At 47.3% G+C, this 23,914-nt stretch carries 17 protein-coding genes; 7 read left to right on the top strand and 10 right to left on the bottom strand.

The window, feature by feature from the left end; all coding sequences use genetic code 11:
• Positions 1-14: 14 nt before the first annotated feature.
• The 8 genes from CCC32_RS07835 to CCC32_RS07800 form a co-directional block, all read right to left on the bottom strand.
• A complete protein-coding gene (locus CCC32_RS07835) occupies positions 15-1,160 on the bottom strand; it encodes an AAA family ATPase (protein WP_044072679.1) in 1,146 nt (381 codons plus the stop codon).
• Positions 1,161-1,534: 374 nt separating this feature from the next.
• Positions 1,535-3,280 carry a hypothetical protein gene (locus tag CCC32_RS07830; RefSeq protein ID WP_022316808.1) on the bottom strand — a complete coding sequence of 582 codons (1,746 nt, stop codon included), beginning with the start codon at positions 3,278-3,280 and terminating at the stop codon, positions 1,535-1,537.
• 140 nt (positions 3,281-3,420) lie between these two features.
• Positions 3,421-4,392, bottom strand: coding sequence for a hypothetical protein (locus tag CCC32_RS07825; protein ID WP_287073518.1), 972 nt, complete (start codon positions 4,390-4,392; stop codon positions 3,421-3,423).
• Positions 4,393-4,550: 158 nt separating this feature from the next.
• Positions 4,551-8,990, bottom strand: coding sequence for a two-component regulator propeller domain-containing protein (locus CCC32_RS07820; RefSeq protein WP_287073515.1), 4,440 nt, complete (start codon positions 8,988-8,990; stop codon positions 4,551-4,553).
• Positions 8,991-9,310: 320 nt separating this feature from the next.
• Entirely contained in the window at positions 9,311-9,448 is a 138-nt protein-coding gene (locus CCC32_RS07815; RefSeq protein ID WP_156145408.1) for a hypothetical protein, read from the bottom strand.
• 138 nt (positions 9,449-9,586) lie between these two features.
• Positions 9,587-10,093 (bottom strand): RNA polymerase sigma factor, encoded by a 507-nt coding sequence (locus tag CCC32_RS07810; protein WP_044072683.1) that lies wholly within the window; start codon positions 10,091-10,093, stop codon positions 9,587-9,589.
• Positions 10,094-10,342: 249 nt separating this feature from the next.
• Positions 10,343-13,429, bottom strand: coding sequence for a DUF6298 domain-containing protein (locus tag CCC32_RS07805; protein WP_287073511.1), 3,087 nt, complete (start codon positions 13,427-13,429; stop codon positions 10,343-10,345).
• 330 nt (positions 13,430-13,759) lie between these two features.
• Positions 13,760-14,674, bottom strand: coding sequence for an IS982 family transposase (locus CCC32_RS07800; RefSeq protein WP_094388155.1), 915 nt, complete (start codon positions 14,672-14,674; stop codon positions 13,760-13,762).
• Between the two features lie 131 nt (positions 14,675-14,805).
• On the opposite strand from CCC32_RS07800, the gene CCC32_RS07795 reads away from it, so the two are divergent.
• Positions 14,806-15,258, top strand: a complete 453-nt coding sequence (locus CCC32_RS07795; protein WP_042519756.1) for a hypothetical protein — start codon at positions 14,806-14,808, stop codon at positions 15,256-15,258.
• A gap of 30 nt (positions 15,259-15,288) precedes the next feature.
• Entirely contained in the window at positions 15,289-15,480 is a 192-nt protein-coding gene (locus CCC32_RS07790) for a hypothetical protein (protein ID WP_042519755.1), read from the top strand.
• Positions 15,481-15,676: 196 nt separating this feature from the next.
• Here the strand turns inward: CCC32_RS07790 and CCC32_RS07785 are convergent, their stop codons facing one another.
• Positions 15,677-16,591, bottom strand: a complete 915-nt coding sequence (locus tag CCC32_RS07785; protein ID WP_151850363.1) for an IS982 family transposase — start codon at positions 16,589-16,591, stop codon at positions 15,677-15,679.
• Positions 16,592-16,795: 204 nt separating this feature from the next.
• Positions 16,796-17,038 carry a hypothetical protein gene (locus CCC32_RS07780; protein ID WP_287073497.1) on the bottom strand — a complete coding sequence of 81 codons (243 nt, stop codon included), beginning with the start codon at positions 17,036-17,038 and terminating at the stop codon, positions 16,796-16,798.
• Between the two features lie 947 nt (positions 17,039-17,985).
• On the opposite strand from CCC32_RS07780, the gene trxA reads away from it, so the two are divergent.
• The 5 genes from trxA to CCC32_RS07755 all read left to right on the top strand — a co-directional run bounded on the left by trxA (position 17,986) and on the right by CCC32_RS07755 (position 23,908).
• Positions 17,986-18,282: a thioredoxin gene (trxA, locus tag CCC32_RS07775; protein ID WP_044074890.1), complete on the top strand. Its 297-nt coding sequence runs from the start codon at positions 17,986-17,988 to the stop codon at positions 18,280-18,282.
• A 151-nt stretch (positions 18,283-18,433) separates the two neighbouring features.
• Positions 18,434-20,929: an FAD-dependent oxidoreductase gene (locus tag CCC32_RS07770; RefSeq protein ID WP_287073493.1), complete on the top strand. Its 2,496-nt coding sequence runs from the start codon at positions 18,434-18,436 to the stop codon at positions 20,927-20,929.
• 46 nt (positions 20,930-20,975) lie between these two features.
• Positions 20,976-21,902, top strand: a complete 927-nt coding sequence (locus tag CCC32_RS07765; protein WP_278841026.1) for a LysR substrate-binding domain-containing protein — start codon at positions 20,976-20,978, stop codon at positions 21,900-21,902.
• A gap of 216 nt (positions 21,903-22,118) precedes the next feature.
• Positions 22,119-22,325, top strand: a complete 207-nt coding sequence (locus CCC32_RS07760) for a DUF4492 domain-containing protein (protein ID WP_287073490.1) — start codon at positions 22,119-22,121, stop codon at positions 22,323-22,325.
• An 11-nt stretch (positions 22,326-22,336) separates the two neighbouring features.
• Positions 22,337-23,908, top strand: coding sequence for a cytochrome ubiquinol oxidase subunit I (locus tag CCC32_RS07755; RefSeq protein ID WP_394364895.1), 1,572 nt, complete (start codon positions 22,337-22,339; stop codon positions 23,906-23,908).
• Positions 23,909-23,914 lie beyond the last annotated feature (6 nt).

Raw genomic sequence — 23,914 nt, 5'->3', positions numbered from 1 at the left:
TATGTAACGTGTCGTCACTCTTTCCAAACCCTCTTTTTCAGCCATAAGGCAAGTATCGGATCACACATTTCCATATATTTAGGAGCAGTGAGCGAGATGAGGTCTTTCTCAACGAGAGTTTTTTTGAGTCTTGTCACATTGGCGGCCGTGCCCAAGCGGTAAGTGTTCAAGACCGCTGACTGTGTGAATCCCGTGTGTACGCCATTTACCAAGGCGTGAAGAAAATTCATCTGATAGGCAGAAAGATCTTCTGTCTGCTGGATGAACAGTGGTTCACAAGCATCGAGCAGACGGTTGATACCGTATTGTACATCAGATTCCGTCACTTCTGTCTTGGTTTTCAGCCAAACAAGCCATGCCAGTTGTTGTACATAAGAAGAATACCTGTCTGTCACGGTGCAAATGGTGTGTGCAAGTCCTTCAGATATATGTTTTCCTGTTATTTTGAAACGCTCACATATGTATGCTACCCAATCCTCTTCGCTTATCTTGTTCAGATAAAACAGGTCTCCAAAGCGATAAAACGGATAGCTCTGGTCTTGGAACATTTTTTCCATCATGTGTTTCTTGCTTCCGTAGAGACAATATGAAACGTGTTTCTGTAGTTGCCATATTCCCCGTAGTTTCTTCTGAAATATCAACGAGTCGTTGAAATCGCCAATCTGCTGGAATTCATCTATGCACACTATAATCCTATAGCCTTTGGCTTGTGCTATCAATTCTGGTAGCTTCAACACGTCTTCTGTTGTACTGTTGCTTGCATTGTATTGCAAAGAGATGGAAAAGTCAGTCAAAGGGTCTTGTCCGAAACTTATCTTAGGGACAAACCTGCTTAAAAATACTTTCGTGTTTTCCATCCATTCCTCCCATTTAGTTGATGTTGCACGTACCACTGCCGTTGCAAAGGCATTGATGAAGTCTATCTCAGAGCGACAACCGAAAGCGTCAATATGTGCAATCTTTATGTCATCACTTTTAACGAGCGAGCATACCTTGTCGACAAGCGACGTCTTTCCCATACGGCGTGGAGAAATCAATATGGTGTTGATGCCATAGTTAAAGTTAGCCTTCAGTCGTTCTGTCTCTTCTTTTCTGTCAGTAAAAGTATCGCCTTCTACACGAACACCGAAAACAAATGGAGTTTCAAAGTTCTTTGCCATAACTGGATAGGATTGATGTTACGCATGCAAAGATATGAAAAAAAATAGTTTTAAACAAGGTTGTTTTAAACAAGGTTGTTTAAAAGTTGTAAATCCTCAACCTATAGCGAATATGTGCTATAGGTTGAGGAGTTAATGGGATTTGATGGTATTGTATTGTTTTCAGAATGCAGCAGCTGCTTTTCTGATTTCGCAAATTTAGTGAATGGTTTCCGTATACAATAGATTTTGTCTTGGCGTGATTTCTGTATCGTAAAGGATACCCCCCAACGGCCTGATGGCCTGTTTGAAATAAAAAATCCGCAGACCAATGAGCTTGATTTGCGGATTTGTATTCATTTGTGTGTTTTGTTACCTTTTCGTATACTCTTTCTTTACATCAGACTTGTCTTGCCTTCGAGAGTGTCGTGGTTGTTGCGGAGGTCGGTCCAGTCCACTTTCTTCTTGGTGTCGATGCCATTGATGTATTTCTCGATGTTGGTGTAGCCGTCGCCGTTGCAGTCGAGGTTGGCGTCAGACGGGTCGTTGGGGTTCAGACCATTTGCAATCTCCCATTCGTCTGGCATTCCATCACCGTCGGAATCTTTCCATGCAGTGTACTTCTTGTATTTAGGGAATCCTCCCATCTGCTCGATGCTGGTAATGATTCCGTGCTTGTAAGAATCATTGTCAAGACGACGGTATTTGAAGAAGCCTTCTTCGTTCTTTGATTTGTCGGAGAGTCCCCACATATCTCCGTATGGATTCTTCTTTGGAAGTTTCTTTACGTAATAAGCCTGTCCTGTGCGAACCTCCTCAACGATGCGCTGGTCAACGATGTCGCGGCAAGGGAAAGTAGCTCCTACGTTTGACAGAACCTTATCGAAAGTCTGATCAGAAGGAATGATGGTCATGTGAGGCATGGTGAACGGTTCGTCAGAGTGCATCAGTGCTTTTACGTCATCAGGAATACCGTTAGGAAGATCCTTGTCGGCAATCTGTATGCCGCCGTCCCAGTTGTCCTTTGTTACGCGTTCGTTGCCTTCAACGATGTTGCCTGCAGCATATATTCGTCCGTATTGCGGATAATCGAAGAGTTTGTTGCTACGGCTCTCGCTCTTTACGATACGATAGCTGATAGGGCCTTCTGGAGTGAGAGGTCCTGGTTTGTAGTAGTTGTTGATGAAATTACTCATTGTAGAGTATTCACCACCATCAGCAGTACGGTGAACCCAGTTGTAGATGATGTTGTTCACGAAGTTGAACACGCCTCCCCATCCGATAGACGGGTTGCGGCCAGTGTTGTCAGCCCAGAGGTTGCGCATGAACGATGAGTTCTCTCCACCAATTGTTGATCCGAAGGCATGGTTCCATGTGTCGAGAGCCTTGGCTGATATGGTGTTCTGGATTGTTACGTTTACTGTTGGTACCTTGCGCTTTGGCTTGCCGTCATGGAGGTCAAACATGTGGCGATAGAACGAGATGTTCTCGTCCAGTCCCCACTCGCAAGAGCAGTGGTCAATCATAATGTTACCGACAGGATTGCCTCCGAAAGAGTCTTCACGGTACCATACGTGTGTGTTGCCGCGGCGGAAGCGCATGTGTCTGACGATTACGTCATGGGTGTTGACCTGGAATGACTCTCCGGAAATCTGTACACCCTCTCCTGGAGCGGTCTGTCCGGCTATGGTAATATAAGGGGCACGTACGATGATAGGAGTCTTGAGCACGATGTTTCCTGATACATTGAAGACAACGATACGTGCACCACCCTGTTCACAAGCCCAACGGAATGAGCCAGGACCGTCATCGTTGAGGTTTGTTACTGTGAGAACCTTTCCGCCACGTCCTCCGAATGTGTACATACCGCCACCCTCGGCTCCCGGGAATGCCGGAATCTTGGCTTGGCGCAGGTCGTATGGACGAGAAGCCCAAGGCACATAATGGCGTCCTTTCATAGCTTCAGCCTTGACGATAGGCCATGCAACAGCCCATGCAGAATCAGAATGGGCTGTCCAAACAGCTGTCAATGAGTCGATTTTCGCTTTTGCCTCTTGTGTGATTACGGGGTACTGTGCGTGTACCGCCTCTGAGCCGACCATGAGGGTCAGCGCAGCCAACAATAGTTTTTTGCTAATCATAATTGTTATGTTTGTTTTAATTATCCTTTTAGCTTATTTTATGACGTTGGCAACAATGATGTGTAACCATTTGCCTATACATGAAAATCCCTCTCATAGTGTTTGGGTATGAGAGGGATTAGATTATTGTTATTGCTGAATTATTTAACAAACTTCTTTCCGTTCTGGATAAGGATGCCCTTGGCATTGTTGTTTACGCGCTGACCTGCAAGGTTGTAGATAGGAGCATTGGCATTAGCCTTGTTGACAGTGATGTCGCTGATACCTGTTGTTCCGACTGTAAACTCGAAACCGTAGATACCTATCTGGCTCTTTGTGTTGAACATGTGGTAAGATTTGCCAGCCTCTACAGGGAATGAAACGTATCCGAGAACCGGACGGTTTTGTGTGATGCCGTTGGTGTGCTGCAGAACGTAGTCGTCGGCCATCTTGCCAGTGTTCAGATATTCAGCGTCGCCTGTGTCAACGCTACCCTTGAAGGCAAAGCCAGTGTTCTGGTAGAAGATGGAAACGTCGATTGTTGAAGGAGCAAGTGGCTGTTTCGTGTCGGCATCAACAATGTATGTAGGGTTTTGGTTCTTGTTGCCGTAGATGGCAACCTTGAGAGTTCCTGATTTCTTTGCAGAGAATCTGTAGTAGAGACCCTTCTGCGGCATATCCATGCCCGGTTCCCAGTATGTGCCGTACACGCGGTGTGCCGTACCGTTATCTGTTTCCTCGTCAAACTCCCAGTGGCTTAACTCCGGGTTTCCCTGGCCCATCAGATACTGTGCAAACTTTGGGTTGCATCCGTCAACAATAAGTGCATCGTTGCCGTCCACTTTGCCTTTAAGCTCCCATGCTACGGGTTCTTTGTCGCCTTCTTTCACGCCGTTTGGTGTAGAAACGGCTGTCATGGTCATGTTTTCGGTCTCAGCTGTTATAATGAAAGTCTTGAGTGTTGACGGCTTGCTCGTGTCTGGGGCATCGGCAGTGCCTCCACCGTAGATGTTTGATGTGGCTTCGCCCTGTACGACGTTCTCAAGATTATAGTCTGCAGCCTTCCACACTTCCTGTGCGTTTAAACTCATTGCGCAGAGCGCAACTGATACAAGAGTAAAAATTTTCTTCATGTTTCGTTAGTTTTTGAAGTTTAATAGATGCTTAATTTTTTCAGTCCTGCTTTTTTATGATTGTATGAAATACGCTTCAAAAGTATTGCTTATATTTTAAATATGTGTATATGTGCACGTTTATTTAAAATCTTTTAACCGTAAAGCACACAATATATCTACATGTTAACATTGTTATCTTTGCTTGTTTGTTTGTTGCGATATTCCAATGGTGTCATGCCGAATTTCTTCTTGAAGCATTTGCCGAAATAGCTTGATTCCTTGAAGCCCACTTCATAGGCTATCTCAGAAGCGCTCTTGTCGGTGGTGACGACGAGTTTCTCCGCCTTGTCGAGACGGATTTCCCTTACGAGGTCTACGGGGGCGAGCCCCGTCAGGCTCTTCAGCTTCTTGAAGAATGCCGAACGGCTCAGTCCCACACCCTCGGCTATCGTGTCGATGTTGAAGTCATTGTTCCGTAAGTTCTCCTCTATGATAGTGCGGATGCGGTCAACGAACTGCAGGTCTTTCTTTGCCAGATGGTCCTCGTATCCGTTGCCCTTTGCGGCAGGTTCTGCACTGTTCTTTGCCTGCAGCACCATCTTGCGCTGGAATATGCTCTGTTCGCGCAACAGCTGCTGGATGCGTGTGGCAAGCATCTCGTGGCTGAAAGGTTTTGTGATGAAGGCGTTGGCACCAGTGGCGATTGCTTTCATCATGTCGTCATCGCCGTTCTTTGCTGTCAGCACTATCACCGGAACATGGCTCACGCTGAAGTCACGCCGTACTCTCTTCAGCAGTTCCACGCCATCCATACGTGGCATCATGAGGTCTGTGATGATGAGGTCGGGATGCACGTCAAGAATCTTTTCCAGAGCATCGGCACCGTCTGTAGCCGTCACCACATGATAGGAGTGGCTCAGCTGTAGCTGCAGCATCCGTCTGAGATCACTGTTGTCTTCGGCGAGCACAAGGGTAGGGCGGTACTGGTCTTCAGAATGGGTATCGTCGTTGGCGGCAGCCTTATCTGCGGCATCACTGCTGATTCCTTCCGTGTCGCCGGCGTAGGTCAGATCCTGCGGATTGATATTGTCGCCAAGCAGGATGTCGTGGTCGTCGTCTTTGAACTTCTCCTTGCTCATCGGTATTTCGAGAGTGAACGCCACTCCCTTGCCGTCGGCAAGATTCTCCGCCCATATCCTACCATGATGCAGAGCGGTGAATTCGCGCGACAGACTGAGTCCTATTCCTGTTCCATGCTGGTGTGAGTCAGAAGATTGGGCGTTGTCTGCCATAGAGAATCTCTCGAATATCTTTTCCAATTGCTTTTCCGGAATTCCTACACCGTCGTCGCTCACTGTGATGCGGCAGATGTCGGCATCATAGTCGGCAGTCAGAGTCAAGGCGATGTTGCCGCCATGGTCGGTATATTTGAATGCGTTGCTCAGCAGGTTGTTCACTATTACGGCAATCTTCTCGGCGTCACACCAAGCCATGACGGGCTTTTCTGGCAGATTGAAAGATAGCGTGATGTTGCGGTCTTTGGCTGCGAGACGGTACTCCGTGCAGAACGCCTCTGCAATGGCATTGATGTCGGCATGAGAGAGCTGCAGACGCATCTTCTTGTTCTGCAGTTTGCGGAGGTCGAGAATCTGGTTCACGAGATGCAGCATCTTTGAAGTGTTGCGGTCGATTAGTTGCAGATATTCCTTTCCCTCGCTGCTTAGCGTTTCGTGGCGTTTCAGTTCCTCGATTGGCGATTTAATGAGAGTGAGCGGTGTGCGCAGTTCGTGGCTCACGTTGGTGAAGAATCTGATTTTCAGTTCCGCCAGTCTGTCGTTGATATACACCTCGTTGCGCATCCTTATCATATATAGCGAGAGTCTGATGCCGGCATATATGGCAAGACACAGAAGGATGAAATAGATGGCGTATGCCCACCACGTGGCCCACCATGGTGGCAGCACTGTGATGAGGATAGTGCATTCTGGTGAGTCGTCGTAGACAGACTTCACTCTGAATGTGTATTTGCCAGGCGGCACGTTGGCGTATGACGCCAGACGGCTGTTGTCGTTCAGGTGCCATTCGTTTTCATATCCGTCGAGGATGTATTTGAATGTCGTGCGGCTGTTGTCTATGAAGTTCGGAGTGGTAAACTCTATGGAGAACATGTTCTGGTCGTGGTTGAGCACTATCTCCTTGGCATATCGTGGCGACATCTCGCTGATGGCGGGGGAGAAGCTGTCGAGGCTGCGGTTCTGCACCTTGAAGTCCACGATGATGGTCTTGTAATCATGTCGTGAATCCTTATCCAGTTCGTCAGGACTGAACACTATTATTCCCTCCCTGCAGCCCATGAGAATCCTGCCGTCGGAGAGACAGATGCTGCTGTTGTCTTCCACTTTGTTGCGCATCACTCCGTCGAGGAATCCGTATGTCCTCACCGAGTGGTCGCTATCAGAGAAGCTGATGTTTGTCAGTCCGTTTTCAGTCGTCAGCCACAGGCGGTGATGGTGGTCTTCGGTCATAGTAGACACTATGTTGCCCACCATGTTGTTTTCACGCATGCTCTCAAGATGCAGCTTTCCGCTTCGTTTGTCGTAGCCCATTATCCTGTTCGTGCTGCATCCGAAGACGCTGAGCCAGATGCTTCCGTTGCTGTCTTTGAATATGGAGAATATGTCGTTGTCCACTACGGTTGGGTTGTCGCCCCGTCTGTAGTCGTTTATCGTGATGTCTTTCGGTGCCTTGAAACCGGCACCGAACGAGAGCAGTCCGTCGGTGGTTGCCACCCATAGCGTGTGGTCGTTGTCTTCGGCTATCTGCCTCACGTTCAGATACAGGTCATTGTGAGGATATTGTTTCAGTTCATTGTTCTTGTTTATGAACACTGTCTTTCCGTTTCTGTTTGCTATGAGGTTCAGACCTCCGCCGTATGTGCATACCCAAATTCTGCCCTTTGAGTCCTGGAAGGTGTAATACACTTTGTCGTTGCTCAGCGAATAGCGGTCGTTGGCATTGTTTCTGTATGTGGTCAGTCTCATGCCCTGCTGACAGCTTTTGTCGGGAGTGGCCTTCGTCAGTCCGCCACCTTTGGATGCCAGCCAGATGTTGCCGCTGCGGTCTTCCATGATGTTGTATACGATGCCCATCGTGCCATTGTATTTCCTCACCACGCTGTTGGTCATCAGATCCACGCAGTAAACGTTTCCCCGCCTTGTGCCAATCCACAGTAGTCCGTCGCGGCTCTGGTACAGGGCGCGTATTCCGTAGTTGTTGTCATTCGGGTTGGTGTCGCCGGCGAGAAGCGAGGAAAGCAGATAGGAGATATGTCGGTGTGGGAAGCGCACCTTGAACAGTCCGCTGTTTGTAGACGAGAGCCATAGCAGTCCGTCTCTGTCGATATTGATATCAGAGAATGACGGACTCTCTTGTTCATTCAAGAACGTAGGAGTGAGCTGTCGGGTGAATGTTGATGTCAGCATATTGTCTATGCTGCCCATCCGTTTCGTTGTCCTGTCATAGCGCCACACCTTTCCGTTGCGCAGCAGTACGAAGAGTCCGTTGTCGCCGGCATCGCAGAATTTCACGGCATCCAGCGTTGTTTCCATCGGCGTGGCAAAATGTGCGGTTGCCTTTGTCTTTGGGTCAAACATGGTCAGTCCGTCGGCGAGACCATATATCCAGAGCTTCCCTTCCTTGTCGGCGAAAGCCGTTTCTGCCTTTGTCTTTATGGCGGAAACCAGTTTCCCGTTCACGTCATAAATGCCGTCGGCAGTAGAGAGATACGTTTGGGTTCCTATCGTAGTGATGGTGTTTATGGGCGATGTAGAGGTGGTGCGTATGATGCGTGTCTGTCCCGTCTTCATGCTGATGGATATGGCATAGCCATTCGCCGTGCCAATCATCACCAAGCCGTTCCCGATGCCGAAACATGTGGCCTTCACGCCTCTGCCCGGTCGGGAGATCATCCTTTTGCCTTTGAGAGATTTGGGTTTTGATATTGTGGCTACCTCGAAGTTAGGTCCCAGCCAGAATATGTAGTCAGCCGTCTCGCCCACCACGTTGTGCTTGAGTCTCATCGTCGTCCTGTCGATGTCGTGGCGTGAGTTGTATATGGGCTTGATAGCGGGGTTGTTTTCCTTGTCTGTGAAGACCTCATATAGGCACTTGTCGCGTGTGTATAGCAGCGTGTTGCCGTTGTCCATCGCCTGTACCTTTATCACCCTCATGTTCTTCGACACGCCTTTCAGTTCCGAATACATGTCATTGAAGCGTTCGGTGGTCTTGTCGAATCGGAAGAGTCGGTTGTCTGTGGTCCTTATCCAGAGGTTGTTTCTGTTGTCCTCCACGATTGTGATGACCTTGCGTGGCGGGATGTCCGACTTGGTGTCGCGTCGGGTGGCATATTGCGTGAATTTCGTTCCGTCATACGACATCAGTCCGTACCATGTGCCGAGCCATAGCAGTCCGTCGCGGTCTCTGAGAGATCCATAGACGGCAGTGGATGGCAGTCCGTTTTCGGTGGAGTATCTATCCACTATCATGTCCGTAGCCTGTGCTTTAGTATGCAACGGCAGGATAAGCAATGAGAGTATTGCCAATATTATGGTTTTCATGATGATTCCTCTTGTAGTTGTTTGTCAGTAGTCTTATTACTCTGTGGCCACCATCAAAACGGTCATTATGCCGTTTTATGTAGCTATTCAATGATGATCGATTTGGCTCCAAAGTTACGGCATTTCTTCAAAATATAAAAAGAAAGGCAGGAATATTCGCATATTCCCACCTTCTTTTATTAGTATTTCTCCTCCATACGGTATCAGGCTGTGAATAATGTGTCTTTTTCAGACCAGTCCTGACATCCGGTTGGGGCTGCTATGTTTGTATCCTGAAAAACGATAATTGGTATAGAGTTGTAATATAAATTTCATTCTTGTCATGCGTCGGACTTCAATGCAAACAGGATTCGCATCTTCAAGTCCGCCTTTTCTTTTTCCGACAGAGGTACTGTTGTTCCTATGCCGCTTTGTGGCATTGTCTGTCGTTTCCCGTATTGTGTGTACTTGTCAGTCATATTCTTCAGTCGAGTCTTAAATGAGCAGTATTATTTCAATGTTTTTTACGCATATAAGACGAGGCTTTTATGACTATGTACTCATATACTGAGATATTTTTTGAGAGAAATCGACAAGTATGTCAGTCTGCAGTCCGCTCAATTGTTCTCGGCAGCCATTTCTCTCATACGGCTAAGGCTGCGGTGCATCAGGTTGCGCACAGACTGGTAGCTGATGCCCATTATCTGGCAGATGTCGTCGTATTTGCGACGCTCTATATAATATAGGTGTACAATCTGCTGCTGGCGTGGCGACAGGTTGTGGATGTATTGTTCCATTGCCTCGTTGCGCCTCTTCTCCTCTTCCATCTTCTCGAAGTCGTATGAATTATTCTGTTCGGCAAGTCGGCGGGTGTTGTAGTCGGTTATCTCCTCGTCTGACAGGCGCACCTGGCGGCGGAACTCGTCGTTGATGCGGTTTCGGAGCGAGACATAGAGATAAGACTCGATGTTGCACACCTTGTCCAATGCTTCTTTCTTGTTGAACAGTTTTACGAATACGTCCTGTATGCAGTCCTTGATGAGCTCGCGGTCTGATGTGAATTTAGATCCGAACGAGAACAGACTGTCCACGTGTTTGTCGTAGAGTTGCGAAAAGTTTACCATAGTTTGATAAGAAATACTGCTTTATAATGTTCCCACTCATAGCGGGAGAGTTTGTTTTAGAGTTTTATAGATTTGTTGTTGCAAAGATACTAATTGTAAAGATAGAATTGTTTTATATCAAGTCTGTTTTTATGGTAATAATTGGTTTTTCTATAAAAAAAACAGGTATTGCACTTCATTTTGCAATACCCGTTAATCAATTCGTTATGTTTCGCTGACGTTATGTCATTCGGTTTTCAATGTTTTTTCTCATATCTTTTCTATCCAGTACACCTGTTCCGCCTTGCTTTCAGTCAGTGTGTAGCTTCCGTTGATGGCTGCTTTCTTTGCCACAGACCTTATGCTGCCGCTGGTTTTGTCTATGCAGAATATGTTGTAGCGCCCAGTGGAGACAGTCAGACAGAGGGGGTTGTCGGTATGGCTGTAAACCACATAGCCAATGCCATCGTCACCTATCATATCATAAGCCCCCGATGCAGTCTGGTTGTTGTCCACTACTTTCATCTTGGCAACGTCGGATAGGAATTTCTGGTCGTCTACCGGTATGTTTGGCAGTGATCCGCCGGCCATCAGTATAGCCCAGCCATACTGCGGATATTGCTGTGCGAATAGTGTTACCGCTTTGTTTGGGAACATACTTGTGTATTCCCTTACTGCCCGGTATGCTTCCTTGTAGCCGGTCTTTCCCACTTTCATCTTTCTCATAAACTGTCTTGGTGCCATGTTTTTGCCGGCAGGAGGAGCCCAGAGACCGGTGGTGTTGTAGTGCCAGTAGCGTATGTCGATGATGTCTACCACCTTTGAGAGCTGCGGGTCGGCGAGAATGGAGTCCTGTGCGTCTTTAGTGCAGCTGAGGGCAATCATGGGGTGTCTGCCCGTTTCCTTTTCCCATTTCGCTATAGTCTCCAGCCAGAAGCGTGTGAAATGTAGCGGTCCGGTGTATTCCTCGCTGATGAGCTGCACGGCGTTGCCGTTGTCTTTCAGTTGGTCGAGACACATGCGGATATATCCTTCGTGCAGTGGGCGCAGGGCAGGGTCCTGTTCGTTGTAGAACTGTTCTGCCATGAACACTCTCTTGTCACCGGCAAAAGGTACAGGTTCTGGAAAGCTCGTGCCGTTCACATTGTTCACCGGTCGCCATGGAGCGTCCACCCAGTGGGCGCCAGCCTCGATGATGTTGTGCTGGAAATAGTTCTGGTTGAACAGCAGCATTCCCTCCTTGGCGGCAGCCTGTGCGAAGTCGCGTTCCCTCTGCCAGTACCATAGGTTTGGTTTTGTCAGGTCATACAGACTCAGTCCGTCCCACGCCCTGCCCTTGCCGCAGCGGGTGAAAGGCTGTTCGTAGAATGGAGCGCTGACGTCGCCGTCGGCTCTCTTCACTCTTTCGTGGTCGATGCGGCGTAGGTCATACCATAGTCCGTAATGGTTGTCGAGCATGGCATATCCGTTGTCTTTCAAGAATGTCACAACAGAGTCGATGCGGTCTGTCCATCCTGTGCCCTCCCTTCCGGGCACGAATCTCGTTATGGCAGGTTTGGCGCCCTTTACCACGAAGTTGTCTTTCGTCCTTCCGTTCCACCAAGGTATGGCATATCGGTTGCCGACGATGAGTCTGCCGTCGTATGTCATCTTTCCGTTTGAAATGGCGAAAGCCTTGTTGACGGTGTTCTCGTCGCTGCCTTTCAGTGATTTGCCGTGGGTGTTTGTTGACTTTATGTCGTTGATGTTCTTGAGTCCGTTTGCCGAGATGCTTGCGGTGTATGGTATGGAGTCAGTCCACATCTCTATCGTCACTCGTGGTGTGGTAACCGATTCCATGGCGAGCCTCTGTGCCACCTCTATTGTAGGACTGCTCGATGCTGTGATGTTCCTGTTATATACATAACCGTTGTTGCCTTTGTCGCCCACACGCTTTTGCAGCTGGTCGTAGAAGAGGCTTCGCGGGGTCACGGCGTCGTTGCTGCCGCTCCATTCCCCGTTGCCGGTCATCGTGCCCCAGCAGGCGTTGGCGCTCGAACGGTTGTCTTTGTCAGGAGAATAGCAGTAGAGCGTTGATGCCGTACACTGCCACATCATACTGTTTGCCGTGTTCCATCCCGTTCCCATCTGCCAGTTTTCAAGATTGCGGAACGAGAGGTCGCCTCCCTCGATGTTCACCACGTCGAACAGTAGTCCCGGTGCCCATGAACCCACGCTGCCGCTGAAGCTGAGAGCCCCTTCGGCGTCGCATTGCACGAAGGCGTTCGGGCCCGGCGCTGCGAAGTCGGCTGCAAAATCATGAAATCCCTCTTTCGACACGCATCGCTGGAAGAGATTCTGTTCGCCCCTCGTCAGGAACACCCTTCTGCGCCAGCCTCCGATTTCCGACACCGGTTCGCTCGCTATGCAGTCTTCAACGGTGATACGCCTTGTCTGCCTCTGCAGGTTCACGGCGCTGCCGGCAAAGTGCAGAAAATTCGTACGTCTCACCCAGCAGTCGCCGGCATTGTTCATCCACACCCCGTCCCAGCAGTGGTCCTCATCCTTCGGGTTCCAGTCGTTGTGCTGCGAGGCGAGCGTCATGTTCTCCACACCACATTCCGTTATCTCCCCCTTATTATAAGAGGTGATGACCATAGCCCTTCCGTATTTCTGGTCTATAGCCATCGTGATGGGGGCATCGAGGGTTATTACGTTTCCTTTTACGCTCTCCACAGTCCTTGTCCACTTCATGTCGATGTCTGAAGGTTTCCATCCCGTGTAGTCGAGTCCTCCGCCAAAGTCGTTGCATCCCAGACTCTCTATCCATTCCTTGGTAGACGGTCTGAAAACCATTATCCTCTCGCCAACTTTGATTCCGGCAGTGGAGGAGAGCGTGATGTTCAGGCTTCCGGCAGCCAGTTTCTGGTCAGCCACCATTATCGTGTCACCTTTTGTCATTGCGCTTTGTCCCTCGATATATACGAGGGCGCCGCGGTCGGTGCCACGCTTCACGAGCTTCGTCTTCCGTTTTCCCATACCTCTCAATACCACTCCCGATGCACTGATTCTCAACGGTTTGTCGAGATAGAACGTGCCTTCGCCGATAAGCACCGTGCCACGGTGTCCCTGCTTGTCTGCCTTCAGTCGCGACACGTAGTCGATGGCGCGTTGCAGACGGAGGCTGGCATCGGTATCGTCGGATTGACAATCCACGAACACGGCATTCCTCACGTCGGGAATACCGCCCACAGAGGCATGGTAGCCACAAGTGGAGTAGTCCATTGGGATGAATACGCTTTTCTTCTTCCCTCCCGCCGCGGCACTCAGCGTAGCACACAGAATAGTGGTGGTCAGGATGGTCCTCGTTATTTTCATTATCGTATTTGGAATTTTGTTGTTGTCATTTCATTGTCGGATTTGTATGGCGGCAGTGTTCTGCCACCTTAAGATTCAGACGCTCTTTGCGCCTTATTGTAACCTGTATCCGCACTTGAACCTGTATGTATTTTATAAGTGCCTGTAAATTAAAAGGAACTTTACGACATCAAGCGTAAATGATACCATAAAGTTCCCTTTGCTTACAAGAAATACCCCAATTCGGGATAAGATAGCGATTAGTTGCATGTTAAGAGAGATACATGAATTCTCTTCCCATGCCATCAGACATGGGCTATATATAAAGAATCGAAAGAGATTATTCTGTCCTTAGAACAATGTAAGTTGCTTCGTGTCTTCGATGCAGTATCCTTGCAATGGCTTTGGCTTGTTATCAAAGAAACAATATGCTCCCAAGGCTGAAATAAGGTTCATGATAAAGTTGCTTACAGATCTATGGCGTGAATGTACAATCTGTGCCGTATTCTTCAGCATGTCGTTAATGGTTTCGATAATGTATCTCTTGCGCAGCATCATTCTGTCATAGAACGGCATCAGCTTGTTTTTCATGTTTACGCGCAACCCTGTCACCAGCTGTATTCCATCCTCAAAGAGGAAGTCAAACAGCTTCTGTGAAATATAGCCTTTGTCAGCGAACAGCTTGCCATACAAACGTTTAGCAAGAACCTTGAACACATTCGGGTCCTTGTCGCTGACATTTGCACCAGTAAGTACAAACGCTATTATCTCGCCTCTGTCATTGCACGCAAGGTGGAGCTTAAAGCCATGACACCAACCCATAGTTCCTTTTCCGTCAGTGGCAATTCCCTTGAATACCTTATTGGCATATCTCCTGAGATTATGGCATACGGGTATCATCGTGGAATCAACGAATGTTATGCCGGTACATCTTCCGAAAGCTCCCAGATTAAGGAAGAACATGAGCTGGAAGAACACGCGGCTTTCCAACTCCACAAAGCGGTTGTACGACACGGCTTTCGGAAAATAAGACTTCATCGTACCCTTAATAAAGAACAGGTAGTAGTGCTTGAAATTGCGGAATGTACCAAAATGAAAATACAACAGAATGGTCATGATTTCACTGTCGGACAACGATGCTGCACGCCGTCTACGCTTCACTCCGCTATTGTCTTCCAGCAAATTTCCTGCATTTTCTGCATCAAAATGTTTGCAAAACTCGTCTATAATACAAAATAATTCTGTAACTTTGTAATCGGTAGTCATATTAAATATTTTTGTAACTAATTGATTTTCACCTATAAAGGTACAAAATATTTATGAGACTACCAACTTTTTATGAACAAAATCTTATCCCGAACTGGGGTAAAGAGTAACAAATAAGACGTGGAAAAAAAATGAAACAGATTACCAAAGACACTCTTCTCGACGTTATCAAAACTTATGTCGAGAGCAAAGAATCAAACAAGAAGCCAATGCTTATTTGGTTTCAGTCAAACGACGACATAGACAATGCTCGTCGTGCAATACGTGAGATAAAGGGATGTTGTGAAGCAAATCAACATCCTCTCTATGGACATGAACACTTCATCGACAATGAGGGAAAAGTTAAGAAGATTGCTGATCATCCAGAGTTGACTACAAAGTTTATCTACCCTGGTAGATATGATGAGAATGTACGATTCTTCATGTATCACAGATATGTGGAGCAACTGCTTGATGACCATATAGAGTATGTAAAAGAGTTGGCAGAGAAAACTCAGAAGCCCCTTGTCATGCTCATAAATGATTATTCAAAGGAGGAGAATCCAATGTTTGACGCAAGTCCATTTGAAGAATACTTATTATAACTATGCGTTATCCATGAAAATTTATACGATATGGAACAGATTAAATTATTTCGCAGTAAGACAATTCTGCCGGATGCATTAGAGACACAGGTCAACAACTTCCTTAGCGAAAACGAAGCTAAGATTTCAGTCAAAGACATTCAGTACAATACTGTTATAACAGCAAAAGAAAACTCTGACCAACTCGTTTGGTCAGCAATGGTGAGATACGAAGTCTTGTGATTGTCATAAAAGTCCGACACCACATTTAGATTTTACCGACACTCTTTTATCTTCATAAGTCTGGAAAAACGTGTATCTTTACCCCAATTCGGGATAAGATAGCGATTAGTTGCATGTTAAGAGAGATACATGAATTCTCTTCCCATGCCATCAGACATGGGCTATATATAAAGAATCGAAAGAGATTATTCTGTCTTTAGAACAATGTAAGTTGCTTCGTGTCTTCGATGCAGTATCCTTGCAATGCCTTTGGCTTGTTATCAAAGAAACAATATGCTCCCAAGGCAGAAATAAGGTTCATGATAAAGTTGCTTACAGATCTATGGCGTGAGTGTACAATCTGTGCCGTATTCTTCAGCATGTCGTTAATGGTTTCGATAATGTATCTCTTGCGCAGCATCATTCTGTCATAGAACGGCATCAGCTTGTTTTTCATGTTTACGCGCAACCCTGTCACCAGCTGTATTCCATCCTCAAAGAGGAAGTCAAACAGCTTCTGTGAAATATAGCCTTTGTCAGCGAACAGCTTGCCATACAAACGTTTAGCAAGAACCTTGAACACATTCGGGTCCTTGTCGCTGACATTTGCACCAGTAAGTACAAACGCTATTATCTCGCCTCTGTCATTGCACGCAAGGTGGAGCTTAAAGCCATGACACCAACCCATAGTTCCTTTTCCGTCAGTGGCAATTCCCTTGAATACCTTATTGGCATATCTCCTGAGATTATGGCATACGGGTATCATCGTGGAATCAACGAATGTTATGCCGGTACATCTTCCGAAAGCTCCCAGATTAAGGAAGAACATGAGCTGGAAGAACACGCGGCTTTCCAACTCCACAAAGCGGTTGTACGACACGGCTTTCGGAAAATAAGACTTCATCGTACCCTTAATAAAGAACAGGTAGTAGTGCTTGAAATTGCGGAATGTACCAAAATGAAAATACAACAGAATGGTCATGATTTCACTGTCGGACAACGATGCTGCACGCCGTCTACGCTTCACTCCGCTATTGTCTTCCAGCAAATTTCCTGCATTTTCTGCATCAAAATGTTTGCAAAACTCGTCTATAATACAAAATAATTCTGTAACTTTGTAATCGGTAGTCATATTAAATATTTTTGTAACTAATTGATTTTCACCTATAAAGGTACAAAATATTTATGAGACTACCAACTTTTTATGAACAAAATCTTATCCCGAACTGGGGTAGAAGAATATTTTTTTAACAGCCTTTCCCTAAGTAAATCAATTTTGGTATCGAAAGAATCACCAAGGAAAGAATGGTCCAATATAAAACTGACAAGATAAAGCTTATTTTTGTAAAAATAAAAAAAACGCCTGAGTATTAGAAAAACCAGCAAAATTAATATTGTCATAAATATAACAGCCTTTATTACTGGTATCAGATGGCCTATATCCTTTCTGCGCCATATTTGCTTTGACTTGTGCAGGTGTTGATACACCTAATGTGCAACCAAGGAATTTACGCTGAATCTGTGCTGACATGGTGTGTGTCAGGAGAGATAGAAATAAGGTGAAAAGTAGTTTCTTCATAATGATGAGTTTTATAGTTTAAATGCAAAGATATATAAAATATGTTGATATGTTGATAAGTTTGTAAAAAAATAGGTGCTTTCATGAAAATGTTTATATGGTATGTGATATTAATAAAATGATTTTTTTAGATTGTTATATGTGAATTATTGATGATGATGGGGCAATGTAGTGCTTATCATTGAAGACTTCATTTATTTAGGGAGTGAAGGCGGATACTTTTTGTGTCATGTATGGTGCAACGGATGTTGGGACGTATAGAAAAATCGCTCATATCTTGTTTGGGGACAAAGATGTGAGCGATGGGTGGTAGGGGAAAAGACGAGAAAATTAATTCCGCCAACAGGTTCGCTATGAATTTTGTTTATCATCAAAAATCTGTCATAGTATCATTTTTCTCCTTGATGACGCTACTAAACCGCTATAGACTAATGACTTGACTCAATGATGCTTTTCTGAATGTTTTACAGAAAAGTATCATTAAAGTATCATTAAAGTATCATGGAAAGTAAGCGTAACACTATCATCGCGGATGCGCTTTCAATTATCAGATGACATCAACTTATTGGGCAACCGCCTGGCATAAATTCTGCCCAACAGGGGCAAGCACCTTGCCCCTGTTGAGAAAGCACCTTGCCCCACATGGGCAAGCACCGTGCCCATTTTAGAGCATAAAGCTGTTGAAGCTCAAGTATCTCGTTCTGTATTGGAGATAGGTAAAAGCATGGAGGGTCTGCCGGTTTAAAACAAAATGATCATTAGGACTTGCTTGTATTTTGTTTTTTCTAATTTGGGTAGACCGATTTAAGTTTATGATAGTTGCAGTCTATTATGATATAGATATGCTCATTTGTTTGTCTATAAAAGAAGCCGTATCTTTGCATCGTCAAAATCAATGACAGACCAAATGATGAACACCCAAGTATTAACCAATAAATATAAAAGATATGGAAAAGCTTTCAGATATAATAAAGAGCGGTCAACTGACCCTTGTTGACTTCTTTGCCACATGGTGTGGTCCGTGCAAGACAATGCATCCCGTTTTGGAACAACTGAAGGAAGAACTCGGCGACAGCATACGCATAGTGAAAGTTGACGTAGACAAAAACGAAGCCATAGCCATGCAGATGCGCATCCAGTCCGTTCCCACCCTGATGGTTTTCAACGGAGGAGAGATGAAATGGCGACAGAGCGGTGCCATGTCGGCAAACGAACTGAAGCAAGTGATAGAGAGCGTGAAGTAGAAAAGACAGCAAACAGTAATAAAATACCCAATTGAGTAAAGGTAAAACAATAACTTGACCAATAAAAATACAGGTCAAAATTTGATCAAGTTATTCTTTCACCATTACTGAACGTCTTAGTGACCGTTTGGGGAGTAAATATTTATCGGCCATGACAGCAAACAAGAAAAAATTCCTCATAGTGGGTGGAGTGGCAGGTGGAGCTACTGCAGCCGCACGCATCAGACGAATGACAGAAGATGCAGAAATCATACTCTTTGAAAAAGGAGAACATATCTCATACGCCAACTGCGGATTGCCATATTATATCGGTGGAGTGATAGAAGACCGCGACCGTCTGTTTGTGCAGACTCCAGAAGCTTTCGGCAGACGTTTCAATATCGACGTGCGCACAAGGAGCGAAGTGACGGCGATAGATGCGACAGCCAGAAAAGTGACCGTGCGCACCGCCAACGGCAAGGAATATAGCGAATGCTACGACAAACTGTTGCTCTCACCGGGAGCGTCGCCAGTGGTGCCGCCTCTCGATGGCATCGACAGCGAAGGAATATTCACGCTGAGAAACGTGAGCGACACCGACCGCATCAAGCGTTACATGAGCAACCACAAGGTGAGGCGAGCTGTCATTGTGGGAGGCGGATTCATCGGTCTGGAGATGGCAGAGAATCTGAAGCACGCCGGCGCACAGGTGGCTGTGGTGGAGATGGCAAACCAGGTGATGGCGCCTATCGACTATTCGATGGCGGCTCTCGTTCACGACCATCTGCAGCAGCAGGGCGTGAAACTGTATCTGGAGCAGGCTGTGGAAGGCTTCTCTCAGGAGGGAGAAGAACTGGAAGTGCATTTCAAATCAGGCATCAGTCTCAAGGCAGACCTGGTGTTGCTGAGCATCGGTGTGAGAGCGGAAACGCGACTGGCACAGGCAGCAGGACTGAAACTTGGCGACATGCGCGGCATCTGGGTGAACGAGTATCTGCAGACATCAGACGAGAACATTTATGCCGTAGGCGACGCCATCGAATATCCACATCCTATCACCGGAAAACCATGGCTTAACTTCCTGGCAGGACCCGCCAACCGTCAGGCACGCATCGTGGCAGACAATATGGTGATGGGCAACAACGAGAGATACGAAGGGGCAATCGGCACGGCAATAGCCAAAGTGTTCGACATTACCGTGGCATCTACCGGTCTGCCGGCAAAGCGACTCAAGCAGATGGACATCCCTTATCTCTCAGCCACTATACATAATGGCGCCCACGCCGGATACTATCCCGGCAGTATGCAGATGGACATCAAGATAACCTTCTCGCCTGAAGACGGCAGACTCTATGGCGCTCAGATCGTGGGCTACGACGGGGTGGACAAGCGCATCGATGAATATGCCATGGCGATAAAGAACGGAGCCACAGTAGACGACCTCACCCGTCTGGAGCATGCCTATGCGCCGCCATTCTCTTCAGCCAAAGATCCCGTGGCGATATCAGGCTATGTGGCAGGCAATATACTGAGCGGAAAGATGACTCCACTATATTGGCGCGAGTTGAAAGATATTGATACTACGAAGGTGACGCTCATCGATGTGCGCACAGCCGATGAATATGCTCTGGGAACTATCTCTGGAGCCATAAACATCCCGTTGGACGATATGCGCGACAGACTCTCCGAAATACCGAGAGACAAGCAGATATGGCTGTTCTGCGGAGTGGGACTCCGTGGCTATCTGGCTTCCAATATCCTGAAAGCCAACGGATATGAAGATGTGCGCAATCTGATAGGAGGATACAAGACATACAAGGCTGCCACTGTAAAGATAAACACGCCGGAAGGATTCGGCGAAGCAGCAGAAAATAGTCAGACGAACGCTTCAGAAACGTCAGGATGCAGCGCTGATGCTCCGTCGTGTTCCGCAGACAAAGAGGTGATAAAGGTAGATGCGTGTGGCATCCAGTGTCCCGGACCAATCATGAAGATGAAACAGGCGATGGACGCATTGAGTGCAGGCCAGCAGTTGGAAATCCGTGCCACAGACGCTGCCTTCCCAAGAGATGCAGAGGCATGGTGTAATACAACGGGAAACAAGTTCCTTGGCAAACGGTCGGAGGCTGGCATACACATAGCTCTCATAGAGAAAGCCACACCATGCGCCATAGAAGCAGCCAAGCCTCAGACCAACGATTTGGGAAAGACGTTGATACTCTTCAGCGACGATCTCGACAAGACGCTCGCCACATTCGTTCTCGCCAACGGGGCGGCAGCAACAGGAAAGAAAGTCAGCATATTCTTCACGTTCTGGGGACTGAATGCAATAAAGAAAAGTCACAAGCCAAAGGTGAAGAAAGACATTTTCGGACGGATGTTCAGTTGGATGCTCCCTTCAGACTCTTCCAGACTGGCACTTTCGAAGATGAACATGATGGGTATGGGCGCCAAGATGATGCGCTATCTGATGAACAAGAAGGGAGTGGACTCTCTGGAGTCGCTTCGCCAGCAGGCAATCGACAATGGAGTGGAGTTCATAGCCTGCCAGATGTCGATGGATGTGATGGGAGTGAAGCGCGAGGAACTGCTCGACAATGTCACCGTCGGAGGTGTGGCAAGCTATATGGAGCGTGCAGACAGGGCAAACGTGAATCTCTTTATATAAGAAGAAACAGTCAACAATGTATATGCCCATTCACTAACACCGCATTATGAATCTACAACAACTCAGATACATAATCGCCGTCAACCGCTTCCGCAATTTTGCGAAAGCGGCTGACTCGTGTAATGTATCGCAGCCAACGCTCAGCGCCATGCTGCAGAAACTGGAAGAAGAACTCGACATCAGAATCTTTGACCGCACCAACAGATCGGTGACGCCTACCACAGCCGGCGAAAAGATAATCCGTCAGGCAGAGAATGCGCTGATGGAGATTGAACGCATCGGCGAGATAGTTTCTGAAGACAAAGGATATGTCGGCGGAAGGTTCGCCCTGTCGGTAGGTCCCACGATAGCGCCATATATACTGCCGAAGTTCATCAGACACTATAGGGAGATGTATCCCACAGTGGAATTGTCGATACAGGAAATGAAAGTGAACTTCATGATAGAGGCGCTGCAGCGAGGCGAACTGGATGCCGGAATGGCGATATCGGGCAATGTGTGCGATGGGGTGCTTGAGATTCCGCTCTATGCAGAGAAATTCATGGTATATCTTGCCGAGAGCTGCTGGCGCAAGTTGCCCGTGTTCAAACCGGAGAATCTGGAACACGAGAACATGTGGATAATGAAGGATGCCCAGTGTCTGAGAGACAGCGCTTTCTCTTTCTGTAAAGCACGGAGCAAGGGAACCCATATCTATGAGGCTGGCAGCATCACCACCCTTGTGCATATCGTCGACGAGAATGGCGGTTTTACCATCATTCCGGAGATGCACCTTCCGTTTCTCAACGACAGGCAGCGGGAGAACGTGCGCCCGATAGAAGGCGACTATCTCTCGCAAAGGCGAGTGTCGCTGTATGTCAAGGAGGATTACGTAAGAGAGCGTATGCTCAACACCATTACCGACACCATGAAGACATTCATGCCCGCAGGGATGATAGGCGAGGGGATAATGAAATACGGCATCAGACTATGACCGTTTTGAAAAATATAGTTGCCAAAAAACAAAATCCAAGCAGCCCTGATGGCTTTTAAAGATGACAAAATCCCGTGCTGAAAAGATATTCTCTATCATAGGATAGATATTTACAATTGTTCACATGTAGAAGGAATAGTATCTTTGCCAAAACTATTATATTATAACAACAACTCCCAACGGTCAATAGCCCGTTGGGGAGGATAAAGCAAAGATATGGAGAAATTGCGTAAAATATACCTCTTCTATTATGAAGGCTTCAGGGGGATGACGGTCGGCAAGACGCTGTGGACCATCATCCTCATAAAGCTCTTCATAATGTTTGCCGTTCTCCGCATATTCTTTTTCCAGCCCGCCCTTTTGGGCACCGACGAGGAGAAAGCAGACAAAGTGAGGGAAAATCTGATAACAACGAAACCTTAATAAAAAAGCGTATGGATATAATCAACGTAGTAGAATGGTCAAGGGCACAGTTTGCCCTTACCGCATGTTACCATTGGCTCTTCGTGCCGCTGACATTGGGATTGGGAATAATAGTAGCCGTGATGGAGACAGTGTATTACCGCACCCGCAAGCAGGAATGGCTCAGTCTCACCAAGTTCTGGATGACGCTCTTTGGCGTAAACTTCGCCATCGGAGTGGCTACGGGTATTATACTGGAATTCGAATTCGGTACCAATTTCTCCAACTATTCATGGTTTGTAGGCGACATCTTCGGTGCTCCATTAGCCATCGAGGGCATCTTTGCCTTCTTCTGTGAAAGCACTTTCTTCGCCGTGATGTTCTTTGGATGGAAGAAGTTTTCTGCCGGCCAGCACCTTGCTGCCACCTGGCTCACTGCCTTTGGCGCGAGTCTGAGCGCATGGTGGATTCTCGTTGCCAACTCATGGATGCAGTATCCTGTGGGCATGGAGTTCTCTGCCGACCAGATGCGCAATGTGATGGTCAGCTTCCGGGATGTGGCTCTGTCGCCGGTAGCGGTAAACAAGTTCATCCATGCCGTCACCAGCGGATGGTGTCTCGCCGGTGCCTTTGTCGTATGCGTCAGCGGATGGTTCCTGATGAAGAAGCGCAACGTAGACTTTGCCGTCAAATCCATCAAGGTAGGCGGCGCAGTAGGTCTTGCAGGCATCCTGTTGTGTATGTTCTCCGGCGACGGCAGTGCTGTTGAGGTGACAAAGGTGCAGCCCATGAAGCTCGCTGCCATGGAGGGTCTGTATGAGGGCAAGGAAGGCACGCCCCTTGTGGGCTTTGGCATACTGAATACGGAAAAACAGTGGAATGACGACAAGGATCCGATGCTGTTTGAGATAGCCATACCAAAGGGATTGAGCATACTGGGACGCCACGACGCCAATGCCTTTATTCCGGGCATCAAAGACATTATTGAGGGCAAAGACATTGTGGATGGAAAGATGGTCAATACCGTTCCGTATGCCGAACGCATCAAGCGCGGCAAGGCAGCCCAGAAGGCTCTGGCGGCATACAACGAGGCTAAGAAGGCAGGCGACGCTGCCGGAATGGCAAAGGCGGAAAAGGAACTGAAGCCAGACTACAAGTATTTTGGCTACGGCTACTTCAATGATGTGAAAGAAGCAATCCCCGATGTGGCAATGGTGTTCTATCCTTTCCATATCATGGTCGCCGTAGGCGGATGGCTGCTGGTGTTCCTCGCCGCAACGGTGTTCCTTTCGTTCAAAAGACGCGGATGGCTGAGCTGCAGATGGAAGAACATAAGTATATTCCCGCTTTTGGCATTTGTCACTTTGCCTCTGGCATATCTCTGCTCCCAGTGTGGCTGGATAGTAGCCGAGGTGGGTCGTCAGCCATGGGCAATCCAGGATATCATGCCCGTGCAGGCAGCCGTGTCAAGTCTGTCGGTAGGTCAGGTCGTCACCACATTCGTCATCTTCGGCTTGTTGTTCACCATCCTGCTGTGTGCTGAGATAAACATTATGATAAAGCAGATAAAGAAGGGTCCCGAAGTGCAGGAACACGTAAACTAATTTTGT

Origin of the sequence: Prevotella sp. LMAG:51, from assembly GCF_008680225.1 — a bacterium.
Classification (GTDB): domain Bacteria; phylum Bacteroidota; class Bacteroidia; order Bacteroidales; family Bacteroidaceae; genus Prevotella; species Prevotella pectinovora.
This window is presented reverse-complemented; position numbering and strand designations above follow the sequence as displayed.

Coding starts and splice junctions, on each gene's coding strand:
- CCC32_RS07820 (WP_287073515.1), bottom strand. CDS start 8,990: ATGAAAACCATAATATTGGCAATACTCTCATTGCTTATCCTGCCGTTG.
- CCC32_RS07805 (WP_287073511.1), bottom strand. CDS start 13,429: ATGAAAATAACGAGGACCATCCTGACCACCACTATTCTGTGTGCTACG.
- CCC32_RS07755 (WP_394364895.1), top strand. CDS start 22,337: ATGGATATAATCAACGTAGTAGAATGGTCAAGGGCACAGTTTGCCCTT.
- CCC32_RS07800 (WP_094388155.1), bottom strand. CDS start 14,674: ATGACTACCGATTACAAAGTTACAGAATTATTTTGTATTATAGACGAG.
- CCC32_RS07835 (WP_044072679.1), bottom strand. CDS start 1,160: ATGGCAAAGAACTTTGAAACTCCATTTGTTTTCGGTGTTCGTGTAGAA.
- CCC32_RS07790 (WP_042519755.1), top strand. CDS start 15,289: ATGGAACAGATTAAATTATTTCGCAGTAAGACAATTCTGCCGGATGCA.
- CCC32_RS07810 (WP_044072683.1), bottom strand. CDS start 10,093: ATGGTAAACTTTTCGCAACTCTACGACAAACACGTGGACAGTCTGTTC.
- CCC32_RS07785 (WP_151850363.1), bottom strand. CDS start 16,591: ATGACTACCGATTACAAAGTTACAGAATTATTTTGTATTATAGACGAG.
- CCC32_RS07760 (WP_287073490.1), top strand. CDS start 22,119: ATGGAGAAATTGCGTAAAATATACCTCTTCTATTATGAAGGCTTCAGG.
- CCC32_RS07815 (WP_156145408.1), bottom strand. CDS start 9,448: ATGACTGACAAGTACACACAATACGGGAAACGACAGACAATGCCACAA.
- CCC32_RS07795 (WP_042519756.1), top strand. CDS start 14,806: ATGAAACAGATTACCAAAGACACTCTTCTCGACGTTATCAAAACTTAT.
- CCC32_RS07825 (WP_287073518.1), bottom strand. CDS start 4,392: ATGAAGAAAATTTTTACTCTTGTATCAGTTGCGCTCTGCGCAATGAGT.
- CCC32_RS07770 (WP_287073493.1), top strand. CDS start 18,434: ATGACAGCAAACAAGAAAAAATTCCTCATAGTGGGTGGAGTGGCAGGT.
- CCC32_RS07830 (WP_022316808.1), bottom strand. CDS start 3,280: ATGATTAGCAAAAAACTATTGTTGGCTGCGCTGACCCTCATGGTCGGC.
- CCC32_RS07765 (WP_278841026.1), top strand. CDS start 20,976: ATGAATCTACAACAACTCAGATACATAATCGCCGTCAACCGCTTCCGC.
- trxA (WP_044074890.1), top strand. CDS start 17,986: ATGGAAAAGCTTTCAGATATAATAAAGAGCGGTCAACTGACCCTTGTT.
- CCC32_RS07780 (WP_287073497.1), bottom strand. CDS start 17,038: ATGAAGAAACTACTTTTCACCTTATTTCTATCTCTCCTGACACACACC.